Annotated in this window: 17 protein-coding genes and 1 tRNA gene; 13 read left to right on the plus strand and 5 right to left on the minus strand. The window is 65.4% G+C overall.

What is annotated here, in order from left to right:
* Positions 1–2 precede the first annotated feature (2 nt).
* Both cobT and J4G32_RS12120 read left to right on the plus strand, forming a co-directional pair.
* A complete protein-coding gene (cobT, locus tag J4G32_RS12115; RefSeq protein WP_210493169.1) occupies positions 3–1895 on the plus strand; it encodes a cobaltochelatase subunit CobT in 1893 nt (630 codons plus the stop codon).
* Between the two features lie 13 nt (positions 1896–1908).
* Complete coding sequence (locus tag J4G32_RS12120; protein WP_210493174.1) at positions 1909–2931, plus strand: esterase-like activity of phytase family protein; 1023 nt, start codon at positions 1909–1911, stop codon at positions 2929–2931.
* Between the two features lie 6 nt (positions 2932–2937).
* Here the strand turns inward: J4G32_RS12120 and J4G32_RS12125 are convergent, their stop codons facing one another.
* Together J4G32_RS12125 and rpmB are read right to left on the minus strand one after the other, a co-directional pair.
* A complete protein-coding gene (locus J4G32_RS12125; RefSeq protein WP_210493183.1) occupies positions 2938–3570 on the minus strand; it encodes a queuosine precursor transporter in 633 nt (210 codons plus the stop codon).
* An 82-nt stretch (positions 3571–3652) separates the two neighbouring features.
* Positions 3653–3943 carry a 50S ribosomal protein L28 gene (gene rpmB, locus J4G32_RS12130; protein ID WP_210493190.1) on the minus strand — a complete coding sequence of 97 codons (291 nt, stop codon included), beginning with the start codon at positions 3941–3943 and terminating at the stop codon, positions 3653–3655.
* Between the two features lie 249 nt (positions 3944–4192).
* Between rpmB and J4G32_RS12135 the strand changes: the two genes are divergently transcribed.
* From J4G32_RS12135 to J4G32_RS12160, 6 genes are all read left to right on the plus strand, one after another.
* On the plus strand, positions 4193–5014 hold the full coding sequence (locus tag J4G32_RS12135) for a DUF3108 domain-containing protein (protein WP_210493196.1): 822 nt from the start codon (positions 4193–4195) through the stop codon (positions 5012–5014).
* Between the two features lie 154 nt (positions 5015–5168).
* Complete coding sequence (locus J4G32_RS12140; RefSeq protein WP_210493200.1) at positions 5169–8531, plus strand: helicase-related protein; 3363 nt, start codon at positions 5169–5171, stop codon at positions 8529–8531.
* Positions 8532–8543: 12 nt separating this feature from the next.
* Complete coding sequence (locus J4G32_RS12145; RefSeq protein WP_210493208.1) at positions 8544–8846, plus strand: RNA-binding S4 domain-containing protein; 303 nt, start codon at positions 8544–8546, stop codon at positions 8844–8846.
* Between the two features lie 66 nt (positions 8847–8912).
* Complete coding sequence (fdxA, locus tag J4G32_RS12150; RefSeq protein WP_210493213.1) at positions 8913–9251, plus strand: ferredoxin FdxA; 339 nt, start codon at positions 8913–8915, stop codon at positions 9249–9251.
* Positions 9252–9595: 344 nt separating this feature from the next.
* Positions 9596–10186 (plus strand): CarD family transcriptional regulator, encoded by a 591-nt coding sequence (locus J4G32_RS12155; protein ID WP_210493217.1) that lies wholly within the window; start codon positions 9596–9598, stop codon positions 10184–10186.
* Between the two features lie 160 nt (positions 10187–10346).
* On the plus strand, positions 10347–11219 hold the full coding sequence (locus J4G32_RS12160; protein ID WP_210493220.1) for an RNA polymerase factor sigma-32: 873 nt from the start codon (positions 10347–10349) through the stop codon (positions 11217–11219).
* 34 nt (positions 11220–11253) lie between these two features.
* Here J4G32_RS12160 and J4G32_RS12165 read toward each other — a convergent pair whose 3' ends face one another.
* Positions 11254–12678 carry a M48 family metalloprotease gene (locus tag J4G32_RS12165; protein WP_210493232.1) on the minus strand — a complete coding sequence of 475 codons (1425 nt, stop codon included), beginning with the start codon at positions 12676–12678 and terminating at the stop codon, positions 11254–11256.
* A 6-nt stretch (positions 12679–12684) separates the two neighbouring features.
* Complete coding sequence (locus tag J4G32_RS12170) at positions 12685–13482, minus strand: thermonuclease family protein (RefSeq protein WP_210493238.1); 798 nt, start codon at positions 13480–13482, stop codon at positions 12685–12687.
* Positions 13483–13588: 106 nt separating this feature from the next.
* On the opposite strand from J4G32_RS12170, the gene J4G32_RS12175 reads away from it, so the two are divergent.
* From J4G32_RS12175 to J4G32_RS12195, 5 genes are all read left to right on the plus strand, one after another.
* Positions 13589–13665 (plus strand) — tRNA-Arg (locus J4G32_RS12175).
* A 224-nt stretch (positions 13666–13889) separates the two neighbouring features.
* Positions 13890–16610 carry an Ig-like domain-containing protein gene (locus tag J4G32_RS12180; protein ID WP_210493243.1) on the plus strand — a complete coding sequence of 907 codons (2721 nt, stop codon included), beginning with the start codon at positions 13890–13892 and terminating at the stop codon, positions 16608–16610.
* Between the two features lie 70 nt (positions 16611–16680).
* Positions 16681–18897 (plus strand): CHASE2 domain-containing protein, encoded by a 2217-nt coding sequence (locus J4G32_RS12185; RefSeq protein WP_210493248.1) that lies wholly within the window; start codon positions 16681–16683, stop codon positions 18895–18897.
* 168 nt (positions 18898–19065) lie between these two features.
* Complete coding sequence (locus J4G32_RS12190) at positions 19066–20493, plus strand: FAD-binding oxidoreductase (protein WP_210493252.1); 1428 nt, start codon at positions 19066–19068, stop codon at positions 20491–20493.
* A 305-nt stretch (positions 20494–20798) separates the two neighbouring features.
* Entirely contained in the window at positions 20799–21899 is a 1101-nt protein-coding gene (locus tag J4G32_RS12195) for a hypothetical protein (RefSeq protein ID WP_210493256.1), read from the plus strand.
* A gap of 118 nt (positions 21900–22017) precedes the next feature.
* Here J4G32_RS12195 and J4G32_RS12200 read toward each other — a convergent pair whose 3' ends face one another.
* Positions 22018–26007, minus strand: a complete 3990-nt coding sequence (locus tag J4G32_RS12200; protein ID WP_210493262.1) for a Pls/PosA family non-ribosomal peptide synthetase — start codon at positions 26005–26007, stop codon at positions 22018–22020.
* Between the last annotated feature and the right edge of the window lie 39 nt (positions 26008–26046).

Raw genomic sequence — 26046 nt, forward strand, 5'->3', positions numbered from 1 at the left:
CAATGTCCCTCTCGAACCGCAAGCCAGGTGAGAAAAAAGAAGCGCCGGCCGAGCCGCTGAAGCGCTCCATCGCCGGCTGCATCAAGGCCCTGGCGCGAAAGCCCGACCTCGAGGTGACCTTCGCGTCGGACCGGCCCGCCTTCATGGGCGACAAGATCCGCCTGCCGGAGCCACCCCGGCGGCTGACGGCCGAGGACGTGGCCATCCTGCGGGGCAATGCGGATTCGATGGCGTTGCGGCTGGCCTGTCATGACGGCACGCTGCATCGCAAGCTCGCGCCCGAAGGTCAGGCCGCCCGCGCTGTCTTCGATGCGGTCGAGCAGGCGCGCGTCGAGTCCATCGGCTCCCGCCGCATGGCCGGTGTGGCGTCCAACATCACGGCGATGCTCGAGGACCGCTATCACCGCGGCGGCAAGTTCGAGGACATCACCGACCGGGCGGATGCGCCCATCGAGGATGCGGTCGCCCTGATGGTTCGCGAGCGCCTCACCGGTGCAAGGCCGCCGGCTGCCGCCTCGAAACTCGTCGAGCTGTGGCGCGACTTCATCGAGGAGCGCGCCGGAGAGGATCTCGATGCGCTCCTCAAGAACATCGAAAACCAGCGCGATTTCGCCCGCGGCATCCGCGATCTGCTGACGTCGCTGGAGATGGCCGACGACTCGTCGCTTGATTCCGACGACGAGGACAATGACGAAGAGAACGACAGCGATCAGCAGGAACAGCAGGGCGAGGGCGAATCCGAGCAGGAATCGCAAGGCGACCGCGCCGACATGGAGGTCAGCGAGGACGCCAGCGACGAGATGGAGGAGGGGGCGAGCGAGGATTCGGACGGGCCGTCCGGGGAAATGCCCGATGAAGCCGACGAGGCCGATTCCGAGAACGCCGCCGAATCCATGCGTCCGCCGTCCCGCGCCAACGACCATCGCGGGCCGGATTACAAGGCTTTCAGCACCAAGTTCGACGAGGTCATCTTTGCCGAGGAACTCTGCGATTCGGATGAGTTGACGCGCCTTCGCGCCTATCTGGACAAGCAGCTCGCCCATCTGCAGGGCGTGGTGGGCCGGTTGGCGAACCGCTTGCAGCGCCGCCTTCTGGCGCAGCAGAACCGGGCATGGGAGTTCGATCTCGAGGAGGGGACGCTTGACCCCGCGCGGCTGCCGCGGGTGGTGATGGACCCGTTCCAGCCGTTGACCTTCAAGCACGAGCAGGACACGAACTTCCGCGACACCGTCGTGACCCTGCTGATCGACAATTCCGGTTCCATGCGCGGACGCCCGATCACGGTAGCGGCGACCTGCGCCGATATTCTGGCGCGCACGCTCGAACGTTGCGGCGTGAAGGTCGAGATCCTGGGTTTCACCACCAAGGCGTGGAAGGGCGGGCAGGCGCGGGAATCGTGGTTGCAGAGCGGCAAACCCGCCAATCCCGGGCGTCTCAACGATTTGCGCCACATCATCTACAAATCCGCCGATGCGCCCTGGCGGCGGGCGCGCAAGAATCTCGGGCTGATGATGCGCGAGGGCCTCCTCAAGGAGAACATCGACGGCGAGGCGCTGGACTGGGCCCACAAACGCCTGCTGGCCCGTCCCGAGCAACGCCGGATCATGATGGTGATCTCGGATGGCGCGCCGGTGGACGATTCCACCCTGTCGGTCAATCCCGGCAACTACCTCGAGCGGCATCTGCGCTACGTCATCGAGGAGATCGAGACCCGCTCGCCCGTGGAGCTGATCGCCATCGGCATCGGCCACGACGTCACCCGCTATTACCGTCGCGCGGTCACGATCGTCGACGCGGAAGAGCTTGGTGGCGTGATGACCGAGAAGCTCGCCGAACTGTTCGAGGAAAAGGCGCCCTCGACGGCGCGCGGCGCACGCCGCAAGGCCTTCGCGTGACCGCTACCCGTCGATGAGGCTGAGCCGTCGCTCGTTTTTGCTCGGCGGCGGAACGGTCGGCGCGGTGACGCTGGCCGGCACGGCTTGGGCGCAGCGGCCGCCGGTCTTTCCGAAACCGACATCCATCCCGATCCAGGCCACCTCCATCGACCGCTTCTCGGTCGCCGAACCTGACCGGGTGAGGTTTGGCGAACTGGCTTTCCGGTCCGGGCTGCACCTGCGATCCAGCGCCCGGGAATTCGGCGGGTTCTCGGGATTGTGGCGCTCCGCCGATGGCGGCGAGTTGGTGGCTCTGTCCGACAACGCCCAATGGCTGCGCGCCCGCGTCGCAACGGCTGACGGACGAATGACTGGGCTCGCCGCGCCGGTGCTCTCGCCGCTCGCCTTCGCCAATGGAAAGCTCCTGCGCGCGTCGCGCTACTACGACACGGAAAGTTTGGCGATTTCGGGCACCACCGCTTTCATCGGTATCGAGCGCCATCATGCCGTCATGCGCTTTTCCTGGAACGGCGAGGTTCTGTCGGGCGGGGACCTGATCCGGATCCCGGACGAGACCAGGAGCCTGCCGGGCAATGCGGGCTTGGAGGCCCTGGCCGTGGCCCCGCCGGGCTCGGCGCTCGCCGGCGCCGTGCTGGCGGTGGCCGAACGGTCGTCGCCGGGCGACGAGACGCCGACGCGGGGCTACATCCTGACCGGGCCGGCGCGCGGGACCTTCGAGGTCAGCCGCTCGGACGGCTTCGATATCTCCGACATGGCGTTCCTGCCGACCGGCGAACTGGTGCTGCTGGAGCGGCGGTTCTCGCTCTTTTCGGGCTTCGCCACCCGCCTCCGTCGCGTTCCGACCGACGCCATCCGGGCGGGACGTCGCCTCGATGGCGCCGTCATCTTCCAGAGCGACGCGTCGCAGCAGATCGACAACATGGAAGGCTTGTCGGTCCACCGGGAGGGCGCCGACACGGTGCTGACGATGATCTCCGACGACAATTTCAACGGCTTCCAGCGCACGCTGCTGCTGGAATTCGCACTGGTCGGATAAGCGGGCTCAGGCGCGCTGCGGCGACAGCCGCCGCATCAGCACAAGGACGGCCCCATAAGGCGCGATCGACAGGGCGGCGAGCAGCAGCTTCACGGCGTAATCGGCCATGGCGAGGTTCGTCCAGGGCAGGGCGATGCAGCTGTCGGCGATGCCCACGCTTCCCATGAGATCGGAGATCGTCAGGCCGAGACCGGGGATCGGGCCGCAATAGAATGCGATCGAGAAGAACAGCACGGTGTCGAGCGCCGACGAGATGACGGAGGAGACGAAGGGCGGCAGCCACCAGGCGCGATCACGCAGGCGGGCGAAAATCCGGATATCCAGCAGCTGGGCAACCAGGAAGGCGGCGCCCGACGCGATGGCGATTCGCGGCGTCGCCAGGGCCACCGAGAGGACCACCGCCAGGACGAAACCCGCATAGACCACACGCCGCGCGCCGGCGGGGCCAAAGCGGCGGTTCGACAGGTCGGTGATCAGGAACGAGAACGGATAGGTGAACGCGCCCCAGGTCAGATAATCCTGCAGGCCCAGATGGCCGAACGGATACTGAACCAGAATATTGGACGCCAGCACGATGAGCGTCATGGCCGCAAGGGCGATGCCGAAGTCCCGACGGTCGGATGGGGTCAAGGCGCGCATGAGAACCACCTGAGGGCTGGCCGAAAACGCAAAACGGGCAGCCCCAAGAGCCACCCGCCTGCAACATGCCGTGATCGAAGGATCAGCTCGCGGCAGCGAGCTTCTTCTCGATTTCGCGCTTGATGGTACGGGCGTTCTGCGACAGCTCGTCACCCTTCGCCTTGGCGAGGAAGGCATCGAGACCGCCACGATGCTCGACGGAGCGGAGCGCGTTGGCGGAAATGCGCAGGCGCACCGACCGCTTCAGCGTGTCGGAGAGCAGCGTGACATTGCAGAGGTTCGGCAGGAACTTCCGCTTGGTCTTATGGTTCGAGTGGCTCACGAGATGGCCACTCATCACGGCCTTGCCAGTCAGTTCGCAACGGCGCGACATGGTTTCGATCCTATTGTCAAAAACGGCGTCAAAGCGTCAAAAGCAACGGGTTTGCTTCGCAGATCCCGCGCCGCCGGACACCAGAAGTCCTTGGAAGGTGCGAGCCTATAGGCTGAAAGCAGGGTGCCCGTCAAGAATGGCCCGCGAGACCCGATGGGTTTTTTGCAATCTGCTGGTCACGATTTATACTAAATTTCGTGACAATGCACGCCAGCGATTCTGTTGAGCCGAATCGCCCGGGACACATCCATGCGCCAGATCGCCGTCTCCACCGTCATCGCCCTTGCTGTCCTGGCCACAGGATCGCGCCTCGAGGCGCAGACTCTCAAGGTCGATTATGACATCACCCTGGCGGGGCTGTCGCTGGGCACCGCCGACCTCTCGTCGACCTTCGAGGGCTCGCGCTACAAGATGCTGGCGGCCGTGAAGCTCTCGGGGCTTGCCAAGATGCTGACCGGCGGCAAGGGCGCGGCCACCGCCAATGGCGCGATTGCCGGGCCGCGGCCGCAGCCTGCCGCTTTCGCCGTGACCTCCCGCTCCTCCAGTGACCAGCGCACGGTTCGCATGGGACTGACGTCGGGCAATGTGGCGGCCGTCGAGATCACCCCGCCGATCGACGAGAAACCTGACCGGGTGCCTGTGAAAGACGGGGACAAGCTCGGCGTCGTCGACCCCGTCAGCGCGCTCTTGATGCCCGCCATGGCCAGCGGCGACCTGATGAATGCGGCCAATTGCAACCGCACCATCCCGGTTTTCGACGGAGCGGCCCGGTTCGACGTGGTGCTGTCCTATGATGGCACCAAGACTGTGGACAAGGTTGGGTACAAGGGCCCGGTTCTCGTGTGCAAAGCCCGGTATATCCCGATCTCGGGCCACCGCTCCCTGCGTCCTGCCACCAAGTTCATGGAAGAGAACAAGGACATGTCGGTCTGGCTGGCGCCCCTCACGGCGCAGCGCGTTCTCGTGCCATTGCGGATTGCCGTCCGCACCATGGTTGGCCTCAGCGTCGTGGAAGCCTCCCGCTGGGCCATGGAAGGCAACGCCAAGGTCGTCCCGATCTCCCTCGACTAGCGACGCCCTCGCCATTGGCGGAGGAGGCTTCGAGCCCCATATAACGATGTAAGCTGCGGCCCGGCGCATGGCCGGATCCTTGCCTCAGGGCCCGCCCCGTCGTCTCCGCGACAGGCAGCCCTTTCCTCCTGACCGGGATAGTCCGCGAACACCGATGGTCCGTCGCTCCCTCATCCCGCAATTGCGCGCGCGCGGCGTCACGGCTGTGCTTGGCCCCACCAATACCGGCAAGACCCATCTGGCCATCGAGCGCATGCTGGGCCACGAAAGCGGCATGATCGGCCTGCCGCTGCGGCTTCTGGCCCGCGAGGTCTATCAGCGCGTCGTCGAGCGGGTCGGCGTTCACAACGTCGCCCTTGTCACCGGCGAAGAGAAGATCAAGCCGGACCGGCCGCGCTACTGGATTTCGACCATCGAGGCGATGCCCCGCGACCTCGACGTTGCCTTCGTGGCCGTCGATGAGGTGCAACTCGCCAGCGACCTCGACCGCGGCCATGTGTTCACCGACCGGCTGCTGAATCAGCGCGGCCGCGAGGAGACGTTGCTGATCGGGTCCAACACCATGCGGCCCTTGATCGAGGCGCTGATCCCGGGCGTCCACGTGACGACGAGGCCGCGCCTGTCGCAACTGACCTTCGCGGGCGAGAAGAAGGTCTCGCGCCTGCCGCGGCGCACCGCGATCGTCGCGTTCTCGGCCGAGGAGGTCTATTCCATCGCCGAGTTGATCCGGCGCCAGAGCGGCGGGGCGGCGGTCGTGCTGGGGGCGCTGTCGCCGCGCACGCGCAACGCCCAGGTCGACCTCTACCAATCCGGCGACGTCGACTATCTGGTGGCCACCGATGCTGTCGGCATGGGCCTCAACCTCGACGTCGACCATGTGGCCTTCGCGTCCGACAAGAAATTTGACGGGTTTCGCTTCCGCAAGCTTCACCATGCGGAACTTGCGCAGATCGCCGGGCGCGCCGGCCGCCACATGCGGGACGGGACGTTCGGCACCACCGGGCGCTGTCCGCCGTTCGATGCGGACACGGTCGAGGCCCTCGAGAATCATATCTTCGAGCCGGTCCGGATCCTGCAATGGCGCAATCCCGACCTCGATTTCTCGTCCCTGTCCCGGTTGCGCAAGAGCCTCGTCGAGCATCCGCGGGAGCCGGGGCTGGTGCGCGCACCCATGGGCGAGGACCTCGCGGCGCTCGAACTTCTGGCCCGCGAGGCCGACATCGTCGGGTTCGCGGGCTCGCCTTCTGCCGTGGAGCGGCTCTGGCAGGTTTGTCAGGTGCCCGATTATCGCAAGGTTTCTCCGCAGATTCACGCGGATCTGGTGGGCCAGATCTACCGCTTCCTGATGAAGGACGGGGCCATCCCGCCGGACTGGTTCGCCAGACATATCAACGCGATGGACCGCACCGACGGGGACATCGACACCTTGTCGAACCGGATCTCCCAGGTCCGAACCTGGTCGTTCCTCGCCAATCGTCCCGACTGGTTGCGTGATCCTGAGCATTGGCAGGGTGTTGCGCGTCAGGTAGAGGACAAGCTATCGGACGCGTTACATGAACGTCTCGCCCAGCGCTTTGTCGACAAGCGCACGAGCGTTCTCATGCGGCGCTTGAGAGAGAAAACGATGCTCGAAGCGGAAATCACGGCCACCGGCGATGTTACCGTCGAAGGTCAACATATCGGTCACCTGCACGGCTTCCACTTCGTGCCCGACCCCCAGGCCGATCCGGCCGAGGCCAAGACCCTTCGCAATGCCGCCAGCAAAGCGCTCGCCGGCGAGATCGGGGCGCGGGCGGATCGTTTCGCCGAAACGCCCGACGCCATGCTGGTCCTGTCGCATGACGGCACGATCCGCTGGATGGGCGACCCGGTGGCGCGGATGGAGCAGGGCGACCGGATCTTCGATCCGCGCGTGCGCATCCTGTCGGATGAGCACCTCGACGGCGGCGCCCGCGAAAAGGTCGAGACCCGCCTGCGCGGCTGGCTTCGGGCCTATATCGTGCGGCTTCTGGGCCCGCTCCTTGAGCTTGAGACCTCGCAGGAGCTGACGGGCCTCGCCCGTGGCATCGCGTTCCAGATTGTGGAAGCCCTTGGCGTCCTGGAGCGCTCGAAGGTCCTCAACGATGTCCGCTCCCTCGAGCAGGAAGGCCGTGGCGCCCTGCGCAAGGCCGGCATTCGCTTCGGCGCCTACCACTTGTATCTGCCCGCGCTGCTGAAACCTGCGCCCCGCATCCTGGCCGCCCAGCTCTGGGCGCTGCAGAACGGCGGTCTCGACCAGAAGGGCATCGACGAGATCGCCCATCTGGCGCAATCCGGCCGGACCTCCATTCCCGTCGATACCGAGATCGTCGGCGGTCTTTACCGGGCGGCCGGCTTCCGGGTCTGTGGCGGCCGCGCCGTGCGCGTCGACATTCTCGAGCGCCTGGCCGACCTGATCCGTCCGGCGATGTCCTATCGCCCCGGAATCACCCCCGGTGAGCCGCCGGCGGGTGCGGCCGATGGGGACGGTTTCGTCGCCACCGTGGCCATGACGTCCCTGGTAGGCTGCGCGGGGGAGGACTTCGCAACCATTCTGAAATCGTTGGGCTATGCGGTCGATCGGCGGGTTGGCCCCGCGATCACGGTCCCGCTCGTCAGCCCGCCGCGGGCGGTGGAACAGCCGGTGCCCGGCCACGACGCTGAACCGGCAGTGGCTGCGGAAGCCGAGGGCCGAAACGACGCCCCGGCAGCCGCCGCGGAAAGCGAGGCCGCTTTGGCTGAGTCTCAGCCTGAGGCCCCGGTGGCCGGCGAGCCGTCGCCCGAGACCCCTCTTGCTCAGACGTCTGCCGAGGTCCAGGCACCTGCCGAGGTCCAGGCACTTGCCGAGGTCCAGGCACCTGCCGAAGTCCAGGCACCTGCCGAAGTCCAGGCACCTGCCGAAGTCCAGGCACTTGCCGAGGCTCAAGCGCCCAGTGAGGTCCAGGTACCTCTCGAGGCCCAGAGCGCTGACGAGGCCCTGAGCGCTGATCACACCGGCGACGAAGCGGAACCGGTCGCCGACACCCGTGCGCCTTCCCTGGAACCCGTTGCAGAGGCGACTGCCGAACCGGTCCTGATCGAAGTCTGGCGTCAGCAGCGTCGCCATGAGGGTGCCCAGGCGCGCCCGGCGCGCCAGCGGACCGACCGCAACGACCGCCGTCCGCGCAACGGCGATGCCTCAGCGCCCCGGCAGGATGCGCGGCCCGGCGGCGAACCCGCCGGCGAGCGCCCGAGCGCAGATCGCCCGCCCCGGCAGGATCGTCGTCCTGATCGCCGACCAGATCGTCGCGAGGCGCAGGGCGAAGGCGGCAGGCCCCAGGGCCGGCCACCACGCCCGAGCGGAGGCCGGCCGGACGACAGGCGGCCTGGACGTCCTGAGAAGCGCTTCGAGGGCCGACGGGATGCGCCGCCGGAGCGTCGCGAAAAGCTGCCGGATCCGGATTCGCCCTTCGCCAAGCTGCTGGCCCTCAAGGCGCAGCTTGAAGAAGGAAAGAAATAGGATCCTGCCTGCGTGCGCGCGGACAGGCAGCGACTCGACAAATGGCTCTGGTTCGCCAGGTTTGCCAGGTCGCGCACGTTGGCCGCCAAGCTTGTCGGAAGCGGCTATGTCCGCGTCAACGGGCAGCGGGCGACGGACCCTGCCAAGGGATTGGCTGTTGGCGACGTCGTGACGCTGGCGCTCGACCGCAGCACACTTGTGATCCGCGTGCGCGATCGCGGCACCCGTCGCGGCCCGGCCTCCGAAGCCCGCCTTCTCTATGAAGACCTTGGCAGCGACGACGCGGCGCTTGTCACGAACCCCGACAGCGGCTAGAGCGGCGGCGGCCATTCGTTTCGCCTCACCCGAACCGCCAGCGCCGAACGCCTGCGAAGGACCCTCATGACCTACGTCGTCACTGAAAATTGCATCAAGTGCAAATACATGGACTGCGTCGAAGTCTGTCCAGTCGATTGCTTCTACGAAGGCGACAATATGCTCGTCATTCATCCTGACGAGTGCATCGACTGCGGTGTCTGCGAGCCAGAATGCCCCGCCGAGGCGATCAAGACCGATTCAGAGCCCGGCCTCGAGCAATGGCTGAAGATCAACGCCGAGATGGCCAAGAGCTGGCCCAATATTACCCAGAAGAAAGATGCCCCTTCGGACGCCAAAGAATTCGACGGTGTCGACGGGAAATTTGCGAAATATTTCTCACCCGAGCCCGGCGAGGGTGACTGACAGGAAGCTTGAGCGGAGCCGCCGCATCTTTATGCTGTCATTGAAATATTTTGCTTTTGCGGACGACCTGTGATAGGGTTCGTGCATGCCGTCGCTCGTGCCCGACGTGCGTAAAATCCGCAGACCGACGGTTTATAAGATGAAGCGAAACGCACGCCCCTTGTCTTCAGGTAGTTTCGATTGCCTCTTTTCGAGGGTGTGGGCATTTTTCTAGTTGCCGGTCCGTTCAGGCATATCAGCGGAAGACGACGTTCCGCAATCATCATGACAGTTCTTCCGGATCTGACCGGTCGAACGAACCACCCCCGTCGCGCGGCGGGGGAGTGCAAGGAGGCCTCTCTCGCATGACGACCGCCAAGAAGTCCGCCCACCGCCTGGGATTCAAGACCGGCGAAGCAATTGTTTACCCCGCTCACGGCGTCGGCCGTATCACCAATGTTGAAGAGCAGGAGATCGCGGGCTTCAAGCTGGAGCTTTTCGTCGTCTCGTTCGACAAGGACAAGATGGTTCTGCGTGTCCCGACAGCCAAGGCCGCCAGCGTGGGCATGCGCAAGCTTGCCGAGCCGGCCCTTGTCGAGAAGGCTCTGGAGGTCCTCACCGGTCGGGCGCGTGTGAAGCGCACCATGTGGTCGCGCCGCGCGCAGGAATACGAGGCCAAGATCAATTCCGGCGACCTCATCGCCGTGACGGAAGTGGTTCGCGACCTCTATCGGTCGGATGCGCAGCCGGAGCAATCCTACAGCGAACGGCAGCTCTACGAATCCGCCCTTGACCGGGTCGTGCGCGAAATTTCGGCCGTCAACAAGATCACCGACACCGAATCCCTGAAGTTGATCGAGCAGAGCCTCGCCAAATCCCCGCGCCGCGCTGGCAAGGGTGAGGTCGATGCGGAAGCCGAGGCCGAAGGGGAAGACGTCCAGGAAGAAGCGGCCTGATTGCACGCTTCCTGACCATCAGAAAGCCCGGCCTTGTGCCGGGTTTTTTATTGTGGCTAGGCTTGTCGCGGCTCGATGGCGGTCTATCTGAGCAGGCTCTGCTGTTTCGCCTGAACTTTTTCTCGCACTGTCCGTTGAGAGCAAGCCAAAGGAGGACGCGATGGGAGAAATCTCAGGGGTTCGTCGCAAATTCGTCCGCGCTGCCATGAACGCTCCGTTCCTGGAACGCGAGGAGGAGCGCCTTTTGGCGGTCCGCTGGAAAGACGACCGCGACGAGGGCGCGCTCCATCAGTTGACCTCCGCTCACATGCGTCTCGTGATCGCCATTGCGGCCCGCTTCCGGCACTACGGCTTACCGATGGCGGATCTGGTCCAGGAGGGCCATGTGGGCCTGCTCGAGGCCGCAGCACGGTTCGAGCCGGAGCGGGAGGTTCGGTTTTCCACCTACGCTACCTGGTGGATCCGGGCTTCCGTTCAGGATTACATCCTGAGGAACTGGTCCATCGTCCGCGGTGGGACAAGTTCTGCCCAGAAATCCCTGTTTTTCAACCTTCGGCGCCTGCGCGCGAAACTGACCCGCAGCGGCGAGGAGCGGATCTCCTATGAGGTGCACGAAAAGATCGCCAAGGCGATCGGCGTGTCCCGGGCAGACGTCGCCCTGATGGACGCCAGGCTTTCGGGCCCGGACACGTCGTTGAACGCTCCGGTGATGGATGCGGATTCGTCCAATTCGGCCGAAAGGGTCGAATTTCTTGTCGACGGGAGCCCTCTCCCGGACGAAAGCGTGAGCAACGTCATCGATACGGAGCGCCGGGTGCTTTGGCTGAAGCAGGCGCTCGAAGTGCTGAACGAGCGGGAATTGCGGATCCTGCGCGCGCGCCGGTTGGACGAGGAGCAGGTGACCTTGGAATTTCTCGGCAACAGGCTCGGGATTTCAAAGGAACGCGTCCGCCAGATCGAGAACCGCGCACTCGAAAAACTCAAGCGCGCACTCGAGGAACGCTACCCACACGCCTACGGCACTTTCGTCTGACATCGCGGCGCCAGGCGCTGAACGTCATGGGTTCCTATTCGACGGCGATCTTGTAGCGATAGCCCACCTTCAGGGCATCGCCTCGATCGAGCCCGTTGATCAGCAGGAACTTGTCGAGGGGCCGATCCACCGCCATGCGGTCCGACAGGCTCTGGGCCGTGTCTCCGTCGCGAGCCGTCACCACGTCGATACGCAGGGGCCGGATGGCGCGGGCCTCGTCGGCCTGAACCTGCCTCACCGTCGCCAACGTGCGCTGGAAGATGGCGTCGAGGTCGCCGGCGCCGGTTCGAACGGCCATGATCAGCCGGAACGTCGTGTTGCCGATGCGAATCGCCGAGAGGCGGAATGACCATTCCTTGCCGACCGAGAGACCGGTGGCGACCGGCAGGCCGTTGATGGTCTCGGTTCGCAGGCTGCCAGGTTCGATGGTGTCGTTCCAGGTGGTGCGCAGGACCTCCTCCAGGCTCTGGCCGTTGGGCGTGTCGGCCGCGTCGAAGAGGAGACGTCGGGACCCGTCGGATGATGCCCCGAGGACGGCCTGAGAGGTATTCTCGAGGCTGAAGCCTTCGGGCGCCTCGAACGCCACCCCAAGCCGGGAATGGATGAACCGCCGCCCGCGCACGACACCGTCGGCCGGGTCGTCGCCATAGGCGATGCCCTCGATCGCCGTCAGGTACTCGACCCGTCCGGCCTCTCCGACGCCGGGCGCATTCGCCCGCCTTGCGGATTGGAGCGCAAGGGTGACCCGTTCCTTCGTGCTCGGGTGACTTGCCATCATGTCAGCGCTACCGTCCGAGCCACTCGCGGAGCGTCCGAGCGCGGTCAGGAAGCGGGAAGCGCCGTAGGGGTCGAACCCGGCGCGCGCGAGAACCTTCACGCCCGCCTGGTCGGCATCGAGCTCCTGCGAGCGCGAGAAGCTCGCCAGGGTCGAGCGGGACTCGTTCTGCATCGCGGCCGCCTCCTTGGCGTCGTTCAGCACATTTTCGGTGACGCGCTTGATCAGGGTCGAACGAGCCTGCAACTCGCTGCGCTGAGACGCATGTCGAAGCGTCACGTGGGCAATTTCATGGGACAGAACGGCCGCGATCTCCGAGGTGTCGTTGGCGAGCGCCAGAAGCCCCCGCGTCACGTAGAGCCGGCCGTTCGGCAGCGCGAAAGCGTTGACCGCGGGCGAGTTGAGGATGGTGATCTGGAAGGATTCATCCGGACGGTCGCTGGCATCGACCAGCCGCTTGGTGATCTCGGTGAGGAGGCGCTGGGCCTGAGGCGCCCGGGCCTCGCCGCCAAAGGCCGCCACCAGGCGCTCGTGGTCGCGATCCCGCGGGCGGTCGGCACCCACGACGCGCGGCGCATCGGCCGGCAGCGGCGTCGAGCCGTCGAGGCCCGCACAGCCTGAAAGCAGCAGGCCGGCGAGGAGGGCCGCGATGGCCGGTCGTTGGTTCAGAGGTCTTTCGCTCATACTCACTCAGCGCGGCAGCCGTTCGATCATGTCCGGTATCTCAACGGTAAGAGACGCGCCTTGCCAAGCCTCCAAAATGCCTCGGACCCTGACCTGACGCCCCTTCAACGCCGCGGCATCGATGCCGCGCTCTGTCATCCGCTTCCATGTCCTTTTCGGAATGATGACCGTGAAATCGTCTGCCCATTGCCCTCCGAAGTTCAGATATGTCCGCTGCGGGCGCTCCCCGACACTGCGCACCCGCCCTTCGACGAGGGCGAAGGTGCCGATGCGCGCTGTCAGCCGGTCCAATTGCTCGCTGCCGATAGGCTTATAGCCAGCATCGGCCCAGACACCAAGACTTCGCTGTCGCGCCGCCTCTTCCTGCGCGAGAAAATCGTCCGGACAGGCGGGATCGGCGCTTTGTGGGTCGGCGAGGCCAAGACCGCGGGCGATCAGGCTCCGGCCGAGATCGGCCTCCTCGGCCTGATCGTCCCGCAGCAGGCGCACGGTGCGACGCGACCAGCGGTCCCGGCCGGCCGGCCCCTGGACGCGCACGCGCGCGCCGCTGTGGCCGCGGAGGTAGGCCAGCGCCTCATCCCGGAAGGGGCCGTCATCAGGAAGCCGGACAGCACCAAGCCGGGCAGGCCCGCCCGCCAGCATCAGCAGATCGCCTTCCGCCGACACCCCCGCAATGACATCCCAATCGCCCGGAGAGGAGCAAGAAGCAGGAGCGGGCCGCGCGACCCGCTCGGCCGCAGATAAAGTCGTCGCCCATACCGCCCCCAGCAGCCCGACGACGATAAAGGCCCGCCATCTCCGCACCCCCGAGCCCCCACGCCACCCCAAAGCCAGGTCCCTCCACAGGCTGCGCCGGGGAGCCTAACACCCGTTTACGGGATTGCGAATTGTGCTAATCAATCCCCCATGCGGTCCCGTAGCTCAGCCGGACAGAGCGGCGGTTTCCTAAACCGTAGGTCGGAAGTTCGAGTCTTCCCGGGATCGCCAGTTTTACAAGTGCTGAAGACATCGGCCCTCGACCGAGGGGTGGTCGCCCCCTCCGAGACGGGCTGCACAAGCCGCGCCGCTTGGCATGCGCCTTCCCACGCTGCGCGAGAATCCCGCCGTGACCTGCCGCGCATCAAGATGTCGTCGGTCCGGACGGCTGTGAATACTTACCGATAGGAGCGCTCCCGTAAAATTGGTATGATCCTCAAAACAAAGGGTCTGCTGTGCACGAAGTTCGGGACGGCGCCAGTGTTCACCCGATTCAGATCGATGCCGCCGGGACGTCGCCGGACAATGGTGCTGACGGCTCCTCCCTCGTCTTTCCTGACGCAGACATGCTCTTCACGGCCGATTTCAAGCGGTCGGGGGTCGATCTTGTGCTCGTGGGGCCGAACAAGAAGACGGCGATCGTCTACAACTACTTCAAGGACGACAGGCGCGCGACGATTGCCTCCCCGGAGGGCGCTGACCTCAAGGGATCCGTTGTCGAGGCGCTGGCGGGGCCTGAGAACCCCGGCGAATACGCTCAGGTCGTCGCTGCCGCCGCAACCTTGAAGCCGATCGGACGCGTGGAGAAAGTCTCCGGCTCCGCCACCGTGCTTCGCAACGGCGTGCCGATCTCCCTGAACTTTGGCGATGTTGTCGCAAAAGGCGATGTCGTCCAGACGGCGTCTGGTTCGTCGCTCACCATCAAGTTCAGCGACGGGACGGTGTTTACGCTGTCGTCGAGCGCGCGCATCGTGCTCACCGAGATGGTCTATGCGGCTGAATCCCACCAGAACGCGGCGGTGATTACCCTCGTGCAGGGCGTGATCGGGTTCGTGGCCGGGATGGTGGCCAAAACGGGCGACCTCAAGGTCGAAACGCCTGTCGCGACCATGGCCATCCGGGGAACGGCGGTGAAAGCGGAGATCTCGGCCTTCAGCGGAACGACCAAATTCTCCCTGCTTACCGAACCGGATGGGCGTGTGGGCTCGTTCACGATCCTCGACAAGCATGACCTGTCCCGCGTGCTCGCGTCGATGTCCGACGCAAACGTGGCGACGATCATCGCGCCGATGGCGGCCTCCGATCTACGGGTCACACAGGTGTTCAAAACCGGGGACGAGATCCGCTCCGATGCCGACTTCGTCCGCGAGCTTTTTCGGACATTCGCCACGGAGCCGAGACAGCGGCGCGGCAGCAGCGACGATGATGGGATTCCCGTCCTGATTCCCATCAACGCGCATCAGCCCTTGATCGAGACGGGGCCCTTTCCGGCCGTGGCGCCGATCTTCCTGACGCCCGCCATCCTGCCGACGATCTCCCCCATGTCCACCCGATCGCCGGTGGCGATCCGTGGCGCCGCGACCGAAGACGGTCCGCAGATCGGCCTTCAAGCGCTCGCCATGGCGCTCTCTCAGGTCGTCAATGTGAAGGCAGCTGTGGTCGCCGTGCCCGCCTCCTTGCCGCCCGGCGTGACGTTTGTCGACGGGACGCGAACCTTTGCGCTCGACCCGTCGCATCCGGCCTACCAGCACCTGGCGGCCGGGGAAAAAATCACCATCACGGTCAACTACACCGTGTCGGATTTCCGCACGCAGATCCCCACCTCGGTGTCATGGGTCGTCACCGGGCGGAACGATGCGCCGATCGCCCGGAGCGATCACGTTGCGGGCGTCGACGAAAGCCACAAGACTGTGCTTGCCCTCGGGGCGAACGATTCCGATATCGACGGCGATTCCCTCCGGATCGTCCGGTGGACCGCGCCGACCGAAGGCAGCGTCGTGAAGGACCCGTCGGGGCATCTGATCTTTGACCCGGGAGATGATTTCCGCGCGCTGAGCACCGGCGAGACCGCAACCGTTTCGTTCACCTATACGGTTTCGGACGACCGGGGCGGCACGGACACCGCCACGGCCAGCGTGCAGATTCGTGGCGCCGGCACCTTCTCGTCGAAGCACGTGACCGCTGAAACCAGCAGCACGCTTGCCGACACCCACCAGTCCGTCTCTCTTACCCTCGACGGGCCGTCGCAAACCACGGCAGCCACCGCGGATCTGCGCATCGCCGTCGGTCTCGGCCCTGTCGCCCAGCCGCAGATGAACATTTTGTATGTCGTGGATGTATCGGAGAGCACGTCCGGGGACTTTGCCGGCGCTCCGGTGGGTGATCTCAACCAGGACGGGCGGTCCAACACGATTCTGGATGCAGAGATCGCGAATCTGCTTGGGCTCACCGAGCGGATTCGCAGCCTCGGGTTCTCGCCCGCTGACGTCACGGTGACGGTCATTCCGTTCAATGGCAGCGCCAATCCCGCGCACGAAGCGAATCCTGCGCAGGATGCAAGCAACACGGCGGCGGTGACAGTCGCCCTCGACAGCGCGGGAAGCGAGACGCTCGCCAGTTTCCTCGCAAGCCTGAAGGCCGGAGGCGAGACGAATTTCGAACACGCCCTCCGAGCGGCCTCCGAGAAACTCCAGACGCTCGATCAGGGCGGCGAGCAGAACCTTGTCTATTTCCTGTCGGATGGCAGCGGGATGGGCGCCCTCGCCAATGATCTTGCCAATCTGAACGGCATCCATCACGCCAAGATCGCAGCGTTCGGAATCGGCGACAATGTCGACCTTTCCATTCTCGACATGATCGACAACACCGGTGGCGCCGAGAGAGTCGCCTTCGGCCAGCAACTCGGCGCCGCGTTCTCCCTGTCTCCCCGGCAGAGCGGCAGGGTCGTCGACCTCGATGTGTTCGTGAACGGCAGGGCAATTGCCGATATCGGACCCGAGGACCTGGTCATGACCTCGACCGGCCTTGCACTCGACGTGACACTGGCGGATCTCGCCCGGACGGTGGGCGATCAGAACCGCGTGACGGCGTCGATCACGTTTGCCGACGGCGAGACCTTGACGACGCAGCTCGCGATCGCCGGGGCGTTGCCGCGCTCCACCGACTTCATTCTGTGAGCGTTCCCGTGCACCGGCGACATGCAGCCGACGGACAATTCGGTTGTTCCCGCCTCGCACCGGCCCGGCCATGAGGCGCGTTCTGCGCAGGCTCCGGCGCTTCGGGCTCGGGCGAATCGTGGGCCTTCTGCTGCTGGTCAATCTGATCGCCCTTCGGATCTGGGACCCGGCGCCGGTCGAGGCGCTTCGACACCGGGCCTTCGACGTCTATCAACTGCTCCAGCCGCGACTCACGCCCGCGCGGCCCGTCGTCATTGTGGATATCGACGAGCCGAGCCTGCAGGCGCTCGGCCAATGGCCATGGCCGCGCACGATCATGGCCGACATGGTCACACGCATTGCCGCGGCCGGAAGCGTCGCCATCGGTTTTGACGTGCTCTTTCCCGAGCCGGATCGGGGCTCTCCGGAGGTCGCCGTCGAAACATTCAGGGGGCTGGATGACGCGACGCGCGACAAGCTCCGGAACCTTCCTGGCAACGACGCGATTTTCGCCGCCGCCATTCGTCGGTCCAACGTGATCCTCGGCCAATCAGGATATCGTGTCGCCGGTGCGGGGTCTGCCGAGCCGACCGCGATTCAGACGGGCATCGCGGTCATCGGGCCCGATCCGCGCCCTGATCTCGTCCGGTTTCCGCGCCTTCTGCGCAATCTTCCGGTGCTTGAGACCGCGGCCCAAGGACGCGGGATCTTCTCCATCATTCCGGAAGGCGACGGCACCATCCGGCGCGTTCCCGTGGTGGCGATCGCCGACGGAACAGTCGTCCCGTCGCTGGCGCTCGACATGCTGCGCGTGGTGACCGGATCAGGCGCCATTCTCATCAAATCCGATGAAGGCGGTGTGCGCAGTGTCGGCGTGCAGGGCTTGGAAATACCCACCGACGGGAAGGGAAGGGTCTGGATCCACTTCTCGCCGCCGGACCCGAACCGGTATCTGTCGGCGCTCGATCTGCTTCAGGGCAAGGTTCCTGCCGATCGGATTGCGGGCAAGCTGGTGCTGATCGGGACCTCCGCGGCCGGCCTTCTCGATCTCAAGATCACGCCCGTCCACCCCGCAACGCCCGGGGTTGAACTTCATGCGCAACTCCTCGAGAGCGCGCTTTCGCAAGCGACCTTGAGCCGGCCGAGCTATACGGCGTTCGTCGAAATCGGTCTGGCGACCCTGCTGAGTCTCACGCTCATCGCCCTCGCCCCCAAGGTGAGCGCCGGAACGTTGTTCATCCTCGGCGGAGGGATCGCCACCCTGACCATCGGCGTCTCATGGTATTGCTTCTCGTACCTCGATCTCCTGATCGATTACAGCTTTCCCCTGTTTGCAAGTCTGCTTGTCTACTCGATTCTGGTCTGCACCAATTACATGAGCGTGTCGGCGGACCGGCACCGGATCCGCTCGGCTTTCGGCCAATACATCTCGCCCGCTCTTGTCGAGCAACTGGCGCAGTCGCCCGAGAAACTGACGCTTGGCGGTGAGCAGCGCGATCTGACGGTTCTGTTCGCCGATGTCCGCGGCTTCACGGCGATCTCGGAGCTGTACGGGGACGATCCCCAGGGCCTGACCGCGCTGATCAACCGCCTCTTTACGCCTCTGACGAATGACATCATCGAGCGGAAAGGAACGATCGACAAGTACATGGGCGACGCCATCATGGCGTTCTGGAACGCGCCGCTACCCGATTCCGGGCATGAACTGAACGCCTGCGATGCCGCGGTTGCGATGTTGGAAAGCCTCGCATTGCTCAACCGCCAGCGTCAGCTCGAGGCGGGGGAGGGAATCCTGGTGCCGCCGTTGCGGATCGGCATTGGGCTCAATACCGGGACATGCGTCGTCGGCAATTTCGGATCCGATCTGCACTTCAACTACTCGGTCTTGGGAGACACGGTGAACCTGGCGGCGCGCCTCGAGGGGCTGTCAAAGCTGTACGGCGTGCCCATCATCATCGGCAAGCGAACGGCCAGGGCGGCGCGGGAGCGGTTTGCGGTGGTCGAGCTCGACCGGTTGCAGGTCAAGGGCAAGACCGAGCCGGAGCGAATCTTCACGATCGTCGGTCGTGCCGATGTCGCGGCAAGTCCTGCCTTCCAGGAGTTCTCGAGCCTGAACAAGGCGATGCTGTCGGCCTATCGGCGCCGCGAGTGGGCGGTGGCGCTCGAGACGATCATGGCGTGTCGCGATATCGGCCGGAAATTCGGTCTGGACGGATACTACGCGGTTTATGTGGATCGTATCCGCAGTCTGATGGACGCCCCTCCGCCCGACCATTGGAACGGGGTCTTTGCGATCGAGATCAAGTGAGTGCGGCAAGGCCGAGGGAGATGCGGATTCGCCGAAGTCCAGCGCCGCCGCAGGGCGGCGCTCAAGGCGCGCCGATCCGCCCGAATGCGCACTTGTGTCGTGTCGGGGCGGCGCGCAGACTATCGGTCGCGGGGGCAGCTTCATCACCTATACCGGGAGGAGCCGACCATGACGGATGTGACTTTCGTGACCCTGCAGGCTGGACAGACGACGGTGGACGACGCGGCGATCGCGGCGCTTTCGGCGCGCTTGCACGGCAAGGTGCTGACAGCAGGCGACCCGTCTTACGACGAGGCCCGCGTCATCTGGAACGCGATGATCGATCGCCGGCCCGCCTTGATCGTTCAATGCGCCAACGCCGATGACGTCGTCCACGCCGTGCAGTTCGCCCGGGATAACGGCCTGCTGGTGGCGGTCAGGGGCGGCGGTCACAACATCGCGGGCAGTTGCGTGTGCGATGGCGGTCTCATGATAGACCTGTCGCAGATGACATCGGTGCGGGTGGATGCCGGTGCCGAGCGCGCTGTCGTCGAGCCCGGCGCGACCTTGGCGGATGTCGATAGGGAAACCCAATTGTTCGGCCTCGCCCTTCCAACGGGGATCAACTCGACGACGGGCATAGCTGGATTGACGCTGGGCGGGGGCTTCGGCTGGATCACGCGTAAATGTGGACTGACGATCGACAACCTCGTGGCGGCGGACGTCGTGACGGCCGAGGGCGAGCGGGTGCGCGCCAGCGACACGGAAAACCCAGAGCTGTTCTGGGCGCTCCGCGGCGGGGGCGGCAATTTCGGAATCGTGACGTCGTTTGTCTTCACGCTGCACCCCATCGGACCGCAGGTCCTTGCCGGGCTCGTGGTGCATCCGTTCGATGCGGCAGAGACGGTTCTCCGGCAATACCGCGAGGCCCTCGAAACGGCCCCGGATGAGCTGACTTGCTGGGCGGTGATGCGCGAGGCCCCACCGCTGCCGTTTCTTCCGCCGGAATGGCACGGGAAGCCGGTCATCGTGCTGGCGATGTGCTATTGCGGCGACCTGGCGGCCGGCGAGGCGGCCACCGCGCGCCTGCGCGCGATCGGCACGCCGATTGCCGATGTGGTTGGCCCCACTCCCTTCACAGGATGGCAGCAGGCCTTCGATCCCTTGCTCACGCCCGGCGCCCGGAACTACTGGAAGAGCCTCGATTTCTTGGCGCTCTCCGACGCGACGATCGGCATCCTCCTGGACGCCATCCGCGCCTTGCCGGGGCCGGAATGCGAGATCTTCATCGGGCATGTGGGTGGGGCTGCGGGCCGGGTGGCTGTCGAGGCGACCGCCTTCCCCCAGCGCCATTCGCATTTCGTCATGAATGTGCATTCCCGTTGGCGTGAGCCGGCGATGGACAGCGCCGGCATTGGCTGGGCACGGGACGTGTTCGAGAGGGCCCAGCCCTATGCGGCCGCCACCGCCTACATCAATTTCATGCCGGAAGACGAGCATGACCGGGTCGAGACCGCCTACGGGCCGAATTATCGGCGCCTGGCGGAGATCAAGCGGCGCTACGATCCACAGAACCGGTTCCGCCTGAATCAGAACGTGAAACCGATGGCTGCGTAAGTTCTGCCAAAGCGGGCCGGCACGCTCCGCGCGGCCAGCCGACAGGGGTATGGCAAGGGGTCCGGACGCCGATCTTGACGATATCGGACATGGTCCGAAGGGGCAACTGCGGGCGGCCGCCAGGACCGGTATGATGAAGCTGCGGTCCGTCTCCCCCTGTCACCGGAGAGAGCGACGGACCCGGCTCCCGCTGGCCGCGACCTTTGCGACCGGCTTTCTCCCCAGGCTGCAAGCGGCGGCCTGAACCGACGGGGCCGCTGGAGCAAGCAGCCGGTGAGCGATGAAACACCTTGCTGGAGGTTGCCATGGGCACACTTGCTGCCAAACCGGATATCCTGTTTGTCGACATTGGAGCGGGTGCGACCGATGCGACGACGACCATCAGCTACGAGAAGAACCTCGACGACGAGCTCTGGGAGCGCTTTTCCAGCGGGTCGACGGTCGGCGCGTGGGCGTTGATCGATCCCCAGTTTCGCACTGGGCTTGGTGATGAGGCCGATCGCGCGGCGAGCTATCCGATTACCCTGACGCCCGGCCAGAAATATGAGGTTGGGCTCTTTACGCAGCAGCAGCGGCCCGGCACGGGCAAAGAGTTTCGAACGCTGATTTTGACGGTCTATTGCCTGTTCCTGAAACCGCGTGCCGCAGCGCTCATCACCGATGAGAACCGCGCCTTCGGCGGAACCTGGTACGCCCATCAGGTCGCCACGAACCGACCGACCGAGATCGTGATGATCGGCGCATCGCGCAAGGCACCGCTCATCGATGCCGATGGCCTCCCCCATCCCGTCGAGCCCGATGGGGCACCGACGGCGCCCCTCGGCCTCTCGACGAACCATGTGGTCGAGATCAAGCCGCTGCTCCCGGGCAACGGCTACTTCGCCGTGACGATGGTGACCGACAGGTTCGGCAACTGGGACCTGAGACAGTGGGATTTAGTCACGTTGCGCCGCCAGCTCACCGTCGTGTTTCCGACGATCCACATCTACAACGACGGTGATCCCTTCAGCGAGGGCGAGGGCGAGTTCTGGTTTCGCATCTATACCGGGGCGTTCAACAACCCGGTTCTCGTGCGGCCCGACTTTCATCTGCCAACGCAGGACATCGATGACTGGAACGAGACGGATCGCCCCTACACGGTCGGCTTTGCCCATGTGGGCCCGCTGACGGCCGTATCGCCCGAGGAGGCGGAGGTTTCCGTCCAGTCCTGGGGCGTCGAACATGATGGTGTGTTAGAGGCTGATGAGGGAGCCCAGGGAGACCGGACCCTCCCGCTGCCCACAGGGCGACTTTCCGAGAATGTGCCCGTCCTGGTTGGCTTTACGATGGATTGCCCCGTCTCGACGACTGATGACGATTTCCACTATGGGGTCGATGTGCAGTGGTCTGTCACCTACGCTCCGTGAGGCGAGGCGATCCAGTCGTGACGGTCGTTGATCTGCGTGGTGCTCTGTTGTCGTGCGAGACAGCAGCGGCCACGCAACCGCGTCTCTGACGGGCTGGCGCGCGGCCAGCCCGGGAATGTCAGGCGGCAGCGCCTTCCGGGGAGAGAATCGGCGCCTGCGTCGGAACCTGGGCGGGCGACCCCCACCAGTCGCTGCCGGCCGGGATCGACTCACCCTTCATCACCAGTGTCAGCGGCCCGAGGCTCGAGAGCCGGCCGAGCGAGGTGTCGTAGAGAACCGTCGAGCCGGAGCCCACCGTCACGCTTTCACCGAGTTCGATCCGACCGACCTTCATCAGGCGGTCTTCATAAAGGTGGGTCTGCAGGCAGGCATTGGAGTTGATGGCCGAGTAGTCGCCGATGGTCACGCAGTCGAATTCGGTGATGTCGGCCGTGTCCATGAACACACCCTTGCCGGTCTTGGCGCCGAACAGGCGAAGCGCCCAGGGCAGAAACGGCGTGCCCCTGAAAGGCTCGAGGATCGCCTTGCCGGCCATGCCCCAATACATGACGGCGACGGCCTCGGTCTTGAGGGCCCACCACGACCACATGGGGTGCATGGTCGGACGGTAGACGCCCATGAGAAGCCATTTGTAGCCGACCGCCACGAAGAGCTGCACGACGGCGATCACGACGCTTGCCACGACGCACAACGCCAGCGCCGTGCCCCAGCGCCCGTCGAGAACCGACGGTGCCAGCACCTCCATGGCCATCGTCGCAAAGGTGATGAACAGGGCGGTCGGAAGGGTGATGTTGAAGGCTTCGAACAGGGCACGGCCGAGCTTCAGCCAGCGGGAGGGCTCGTAGGTATCGGTCGCGGCCGAGGCGAAGCGCTGCCGGACCGGAAGCTGGATCGGCGGAGAGCCGAACCAGGTCTCGTCCGAGCCGACCTGGCCGCCTGCCGGAGGCTGCGACTTGACGCCGATGAGAGCACCGGACGCCAGCGCGCTGCCGAGGGGCACGACGGCGTCGTTGCCGATGAACACCCGCGAGCCGGTGGTGACCTTGCCGAGCGTCATCCAGCCGCGCCGCATTTCTTCGTCGCCCAGCACCACGTCGTCGGCCACGAAATTCTGGTCGCCGATGTCGATCAGGTCGAAACGTCCTGCGAGATTGGTCGAGATCTCGGATCCCTTGCCGATCTTGGCACCCATGAGACGGTACCACGCGCGCATGTAGACGGTCGCAAACAGCGACGACAACACTTCGAGCATGACTTCGGTCGCGAGCGACACCATCCACTTGCGCGCATAGAGGCCGCTGTAGACGGAGTAGACGCCGGGGCGCAGGCGGGGCAGCAGGAGCCAGCGGATGGCCGCGATCAGCAGCACCGTGGCGAAGATCATGACGGCTGCGGCGGGAAGCGCCAGGGCCGGCATGTAAAAGAGGTAATTGATGCCGATCAGCGGATTGATGAACGAGTCGACCTTCTCCATCAGGTCGAAGGCCGGCACGATGGGGATCAGCGCGATGGGCGGTGCGAGGATCAGCATGACCACGTAGAAGACCGTCAGGGCGAACTTGCGTACGGGGCCTGCTTCGGCTGCCTTTGGCAGATGATGGGGATCGAGCACCCGCACGAATGTTCCCGGCGATCCGCGAAGGGCATGCCAGGGATCCACGCGCGTCCCGGCGCGCAGGGAGGTCAGGTCGGCGAGTTCCGCGCCTTCGCCGATGAAGACATCGTTCTCGATGACGCAGGACGTGCCGATGCAGGCGTCGTTGTCGATCGTGACCGGGCCGATGATCAGCTCCTGGCCGACGACGCGCGCATTGGCGATCGTCACCTTGCCGCCGACGCTGGCATGGTCGCCGATGGTCACGAGATCGATGGCGCCCGCGTCGATTTCGGCGATCAGCGCCTCACGGCCAACCTTGGCGCCCAGCAGCCGCAGATAGATGCGGATGGCGGGCGAGCCCTGGAACCACTTGATGTGGACAAGGCTGAGGATCCGCTGCACGAGCCAGAGACGGTAATAGTAGGTGCCCCAGAGCGGGTAACGGCCGGGCTTGATCCGGCCGATGATGGCCCATTTGGCCACCACCGCGAAGGCCGTGGTGAACACGTTGACGGCCATGTAGGCGCCAAACACCACCGCCATGTCGCGCACCATCGAGGCGTCTTCGCCCGAGATCAGCGAATAGCCGATGAAGATGCACAGCCACGGGGCCGACATCAGCGTCAGGAGCATTGGCATGGCGGCCGTCTGCGCGAGGCCGCACAGGAACCGGCGCATGCGCGGCGGTGGTTCGAAGGTGCCCTGCGCGGCCGCATCGTGCGAGCGCAGCTTCATCTCGACGATCGAAGCGATGCCCCGCAAGGTGCGGCCCGTATAGACGTCCGGGAGCGTGATGGCGCCCAGATGCGGCACGGTGCGGACAAGGGAGACAAAGCGGGCGGCAAGGAGGGAATGGCCGCCGAGATCGAGGAAGAAGTCTGCGGTCAGCGGAACCGCCTGATCGGGGAAGATCTTCCTTGCCGCCTCGAGGAGGGCGGCCTCGGTGGCGGTTTCGGGCTCATCCTGCTCGAACGACGGCAGGGCCGCGGTGAGCGGGGCGATCCTCAGCGCCTTCCGGTCGATCTTGCCGGATGCGGCAAGGCGCGGAAAGGCGGTGACGGTTTCGAAATGGGCCGGAACCATGTAGGCGGGCAGCCGCTCGCGCAGCGCGAGCCGGAGCTGGGGCGAATCCGGCAGGATCCCGGGCTCGGGGATCAGGAAGGCCACCAACCGGTCGAGCCCGTCGTCGTTGCGCAGGGCGACCGCCGCCTGGGCGATGCCCGGCAGGGTGGCGAGAACGGTCTCGATCTCGCCCAGTTCAACGCGGAATCCGCGGATCTTGACCTGGTCGTCGATCCGCCCCTGGAACAGGATCTGTCCCGCCGCATCGATCGTGACGGCATCGCCCGAGCGATACAGGACGGGATCGAGGCCCCCGGTTGAGAACGGGTTGGGAACGAACTTCTCGGCCGTCAGATCCGGCCTGCCCACATAGCCGGTCGCAATGCCGGGGCCGCCGATGAGCAATTCGCCGACCGCGCCGGGTTCGACGAGCTTGAGGGAATCGTCGACGACGTAGCACGTGTAATTGGCAATCGGCGTGCCGATGGTGATCGCGTCGCCGGCTGTCAGTTCGGCGGCGGTTGCCACCACGGTCGCCTCGGTCGGCCCATAGCTGTTGAAGAGGCGACGGCCCGGCTTGGCGAATTTATTGACTAGCGCGGGCGGGCAGGCCTCGCCCCCGAGGATGACAAGGCGCAGCGACGGCACATCGTCGCCCAGCATGCCGAGCAGGGTCGGCACGGTGTCGATGACCGTGATACCGGCCTCCCGCATGGCGGCGGCGAGCATATCCGTGTCGCTCAGGAGGTCCTTTCCGGCAACCCAGAGGCTCGCGCCGGCCAGATAGGGAATCCAGATCTCTTCCATCGACAGGTCGAACGCCACCGAGCTGCCCTGGAACATCACGTCATCGCCCTGAATCCCGTAGAGCGCATTGGCGCTGCGCAGGAAATGGCAGATGTTGCGATGGGTGATGCGGATGCCTTTGGGACGTCCGGTCGAACCCGAGGTGTAGATCACATAGGCGGTGTGATCGGCCGTGAGCCCCCGCTCGCGGGCAGTCGGGGCCGGCGGTGCCTCCTCGGCCAGAAGCGATTGTGGCGTCAGAACCGTGACGCCGGCCGTTGCCTGTGGGCGCCACTCGTCCGGAACCAGGAGGGCTTTGGCCTGAACGTCTTCCAGGCAGGTCGCGATCCGATCGATGGGCGCCTCGGAATCGAACGGGAGCCAGGCTGCGCCCGAACGCGCGATCGCCACCTGGGTGACCAGCAGTTCCCAGCCTCGCGGCATCCACAGGCCGACCACGTCGCCCGGTCCGATGCCCTTGGCCACCAGCCCGTTTTCCAGCCGCCGCGCCGCCTCGTCGAGGGTCGCGTAGGTCAGTCGGATGTTCCCGTCGATGATGGCGGTGTTGCCCGGATTCGCGAGGACGCTGGCGTCGAAGAGGTCGACGAGCGTGTCTTCGCGCAGGAGATCGGGGCGGTCGGGACCGCGAAGCGGATTGTTCATGGGGGAGCCATATCGGCGTTGGGGTGAAACAGGGTCGCT

The sequence above is a fragment of the Microvirga antarctica genome (genome assembly GCF_017921815.1).
Taxonomy (GTDB): Bacteria; Pseudomonadota; Alphaproteobacteria; order Rhizobiales; family Beijerinckiaceae; genus Microvirga; species Microvirga antarctica.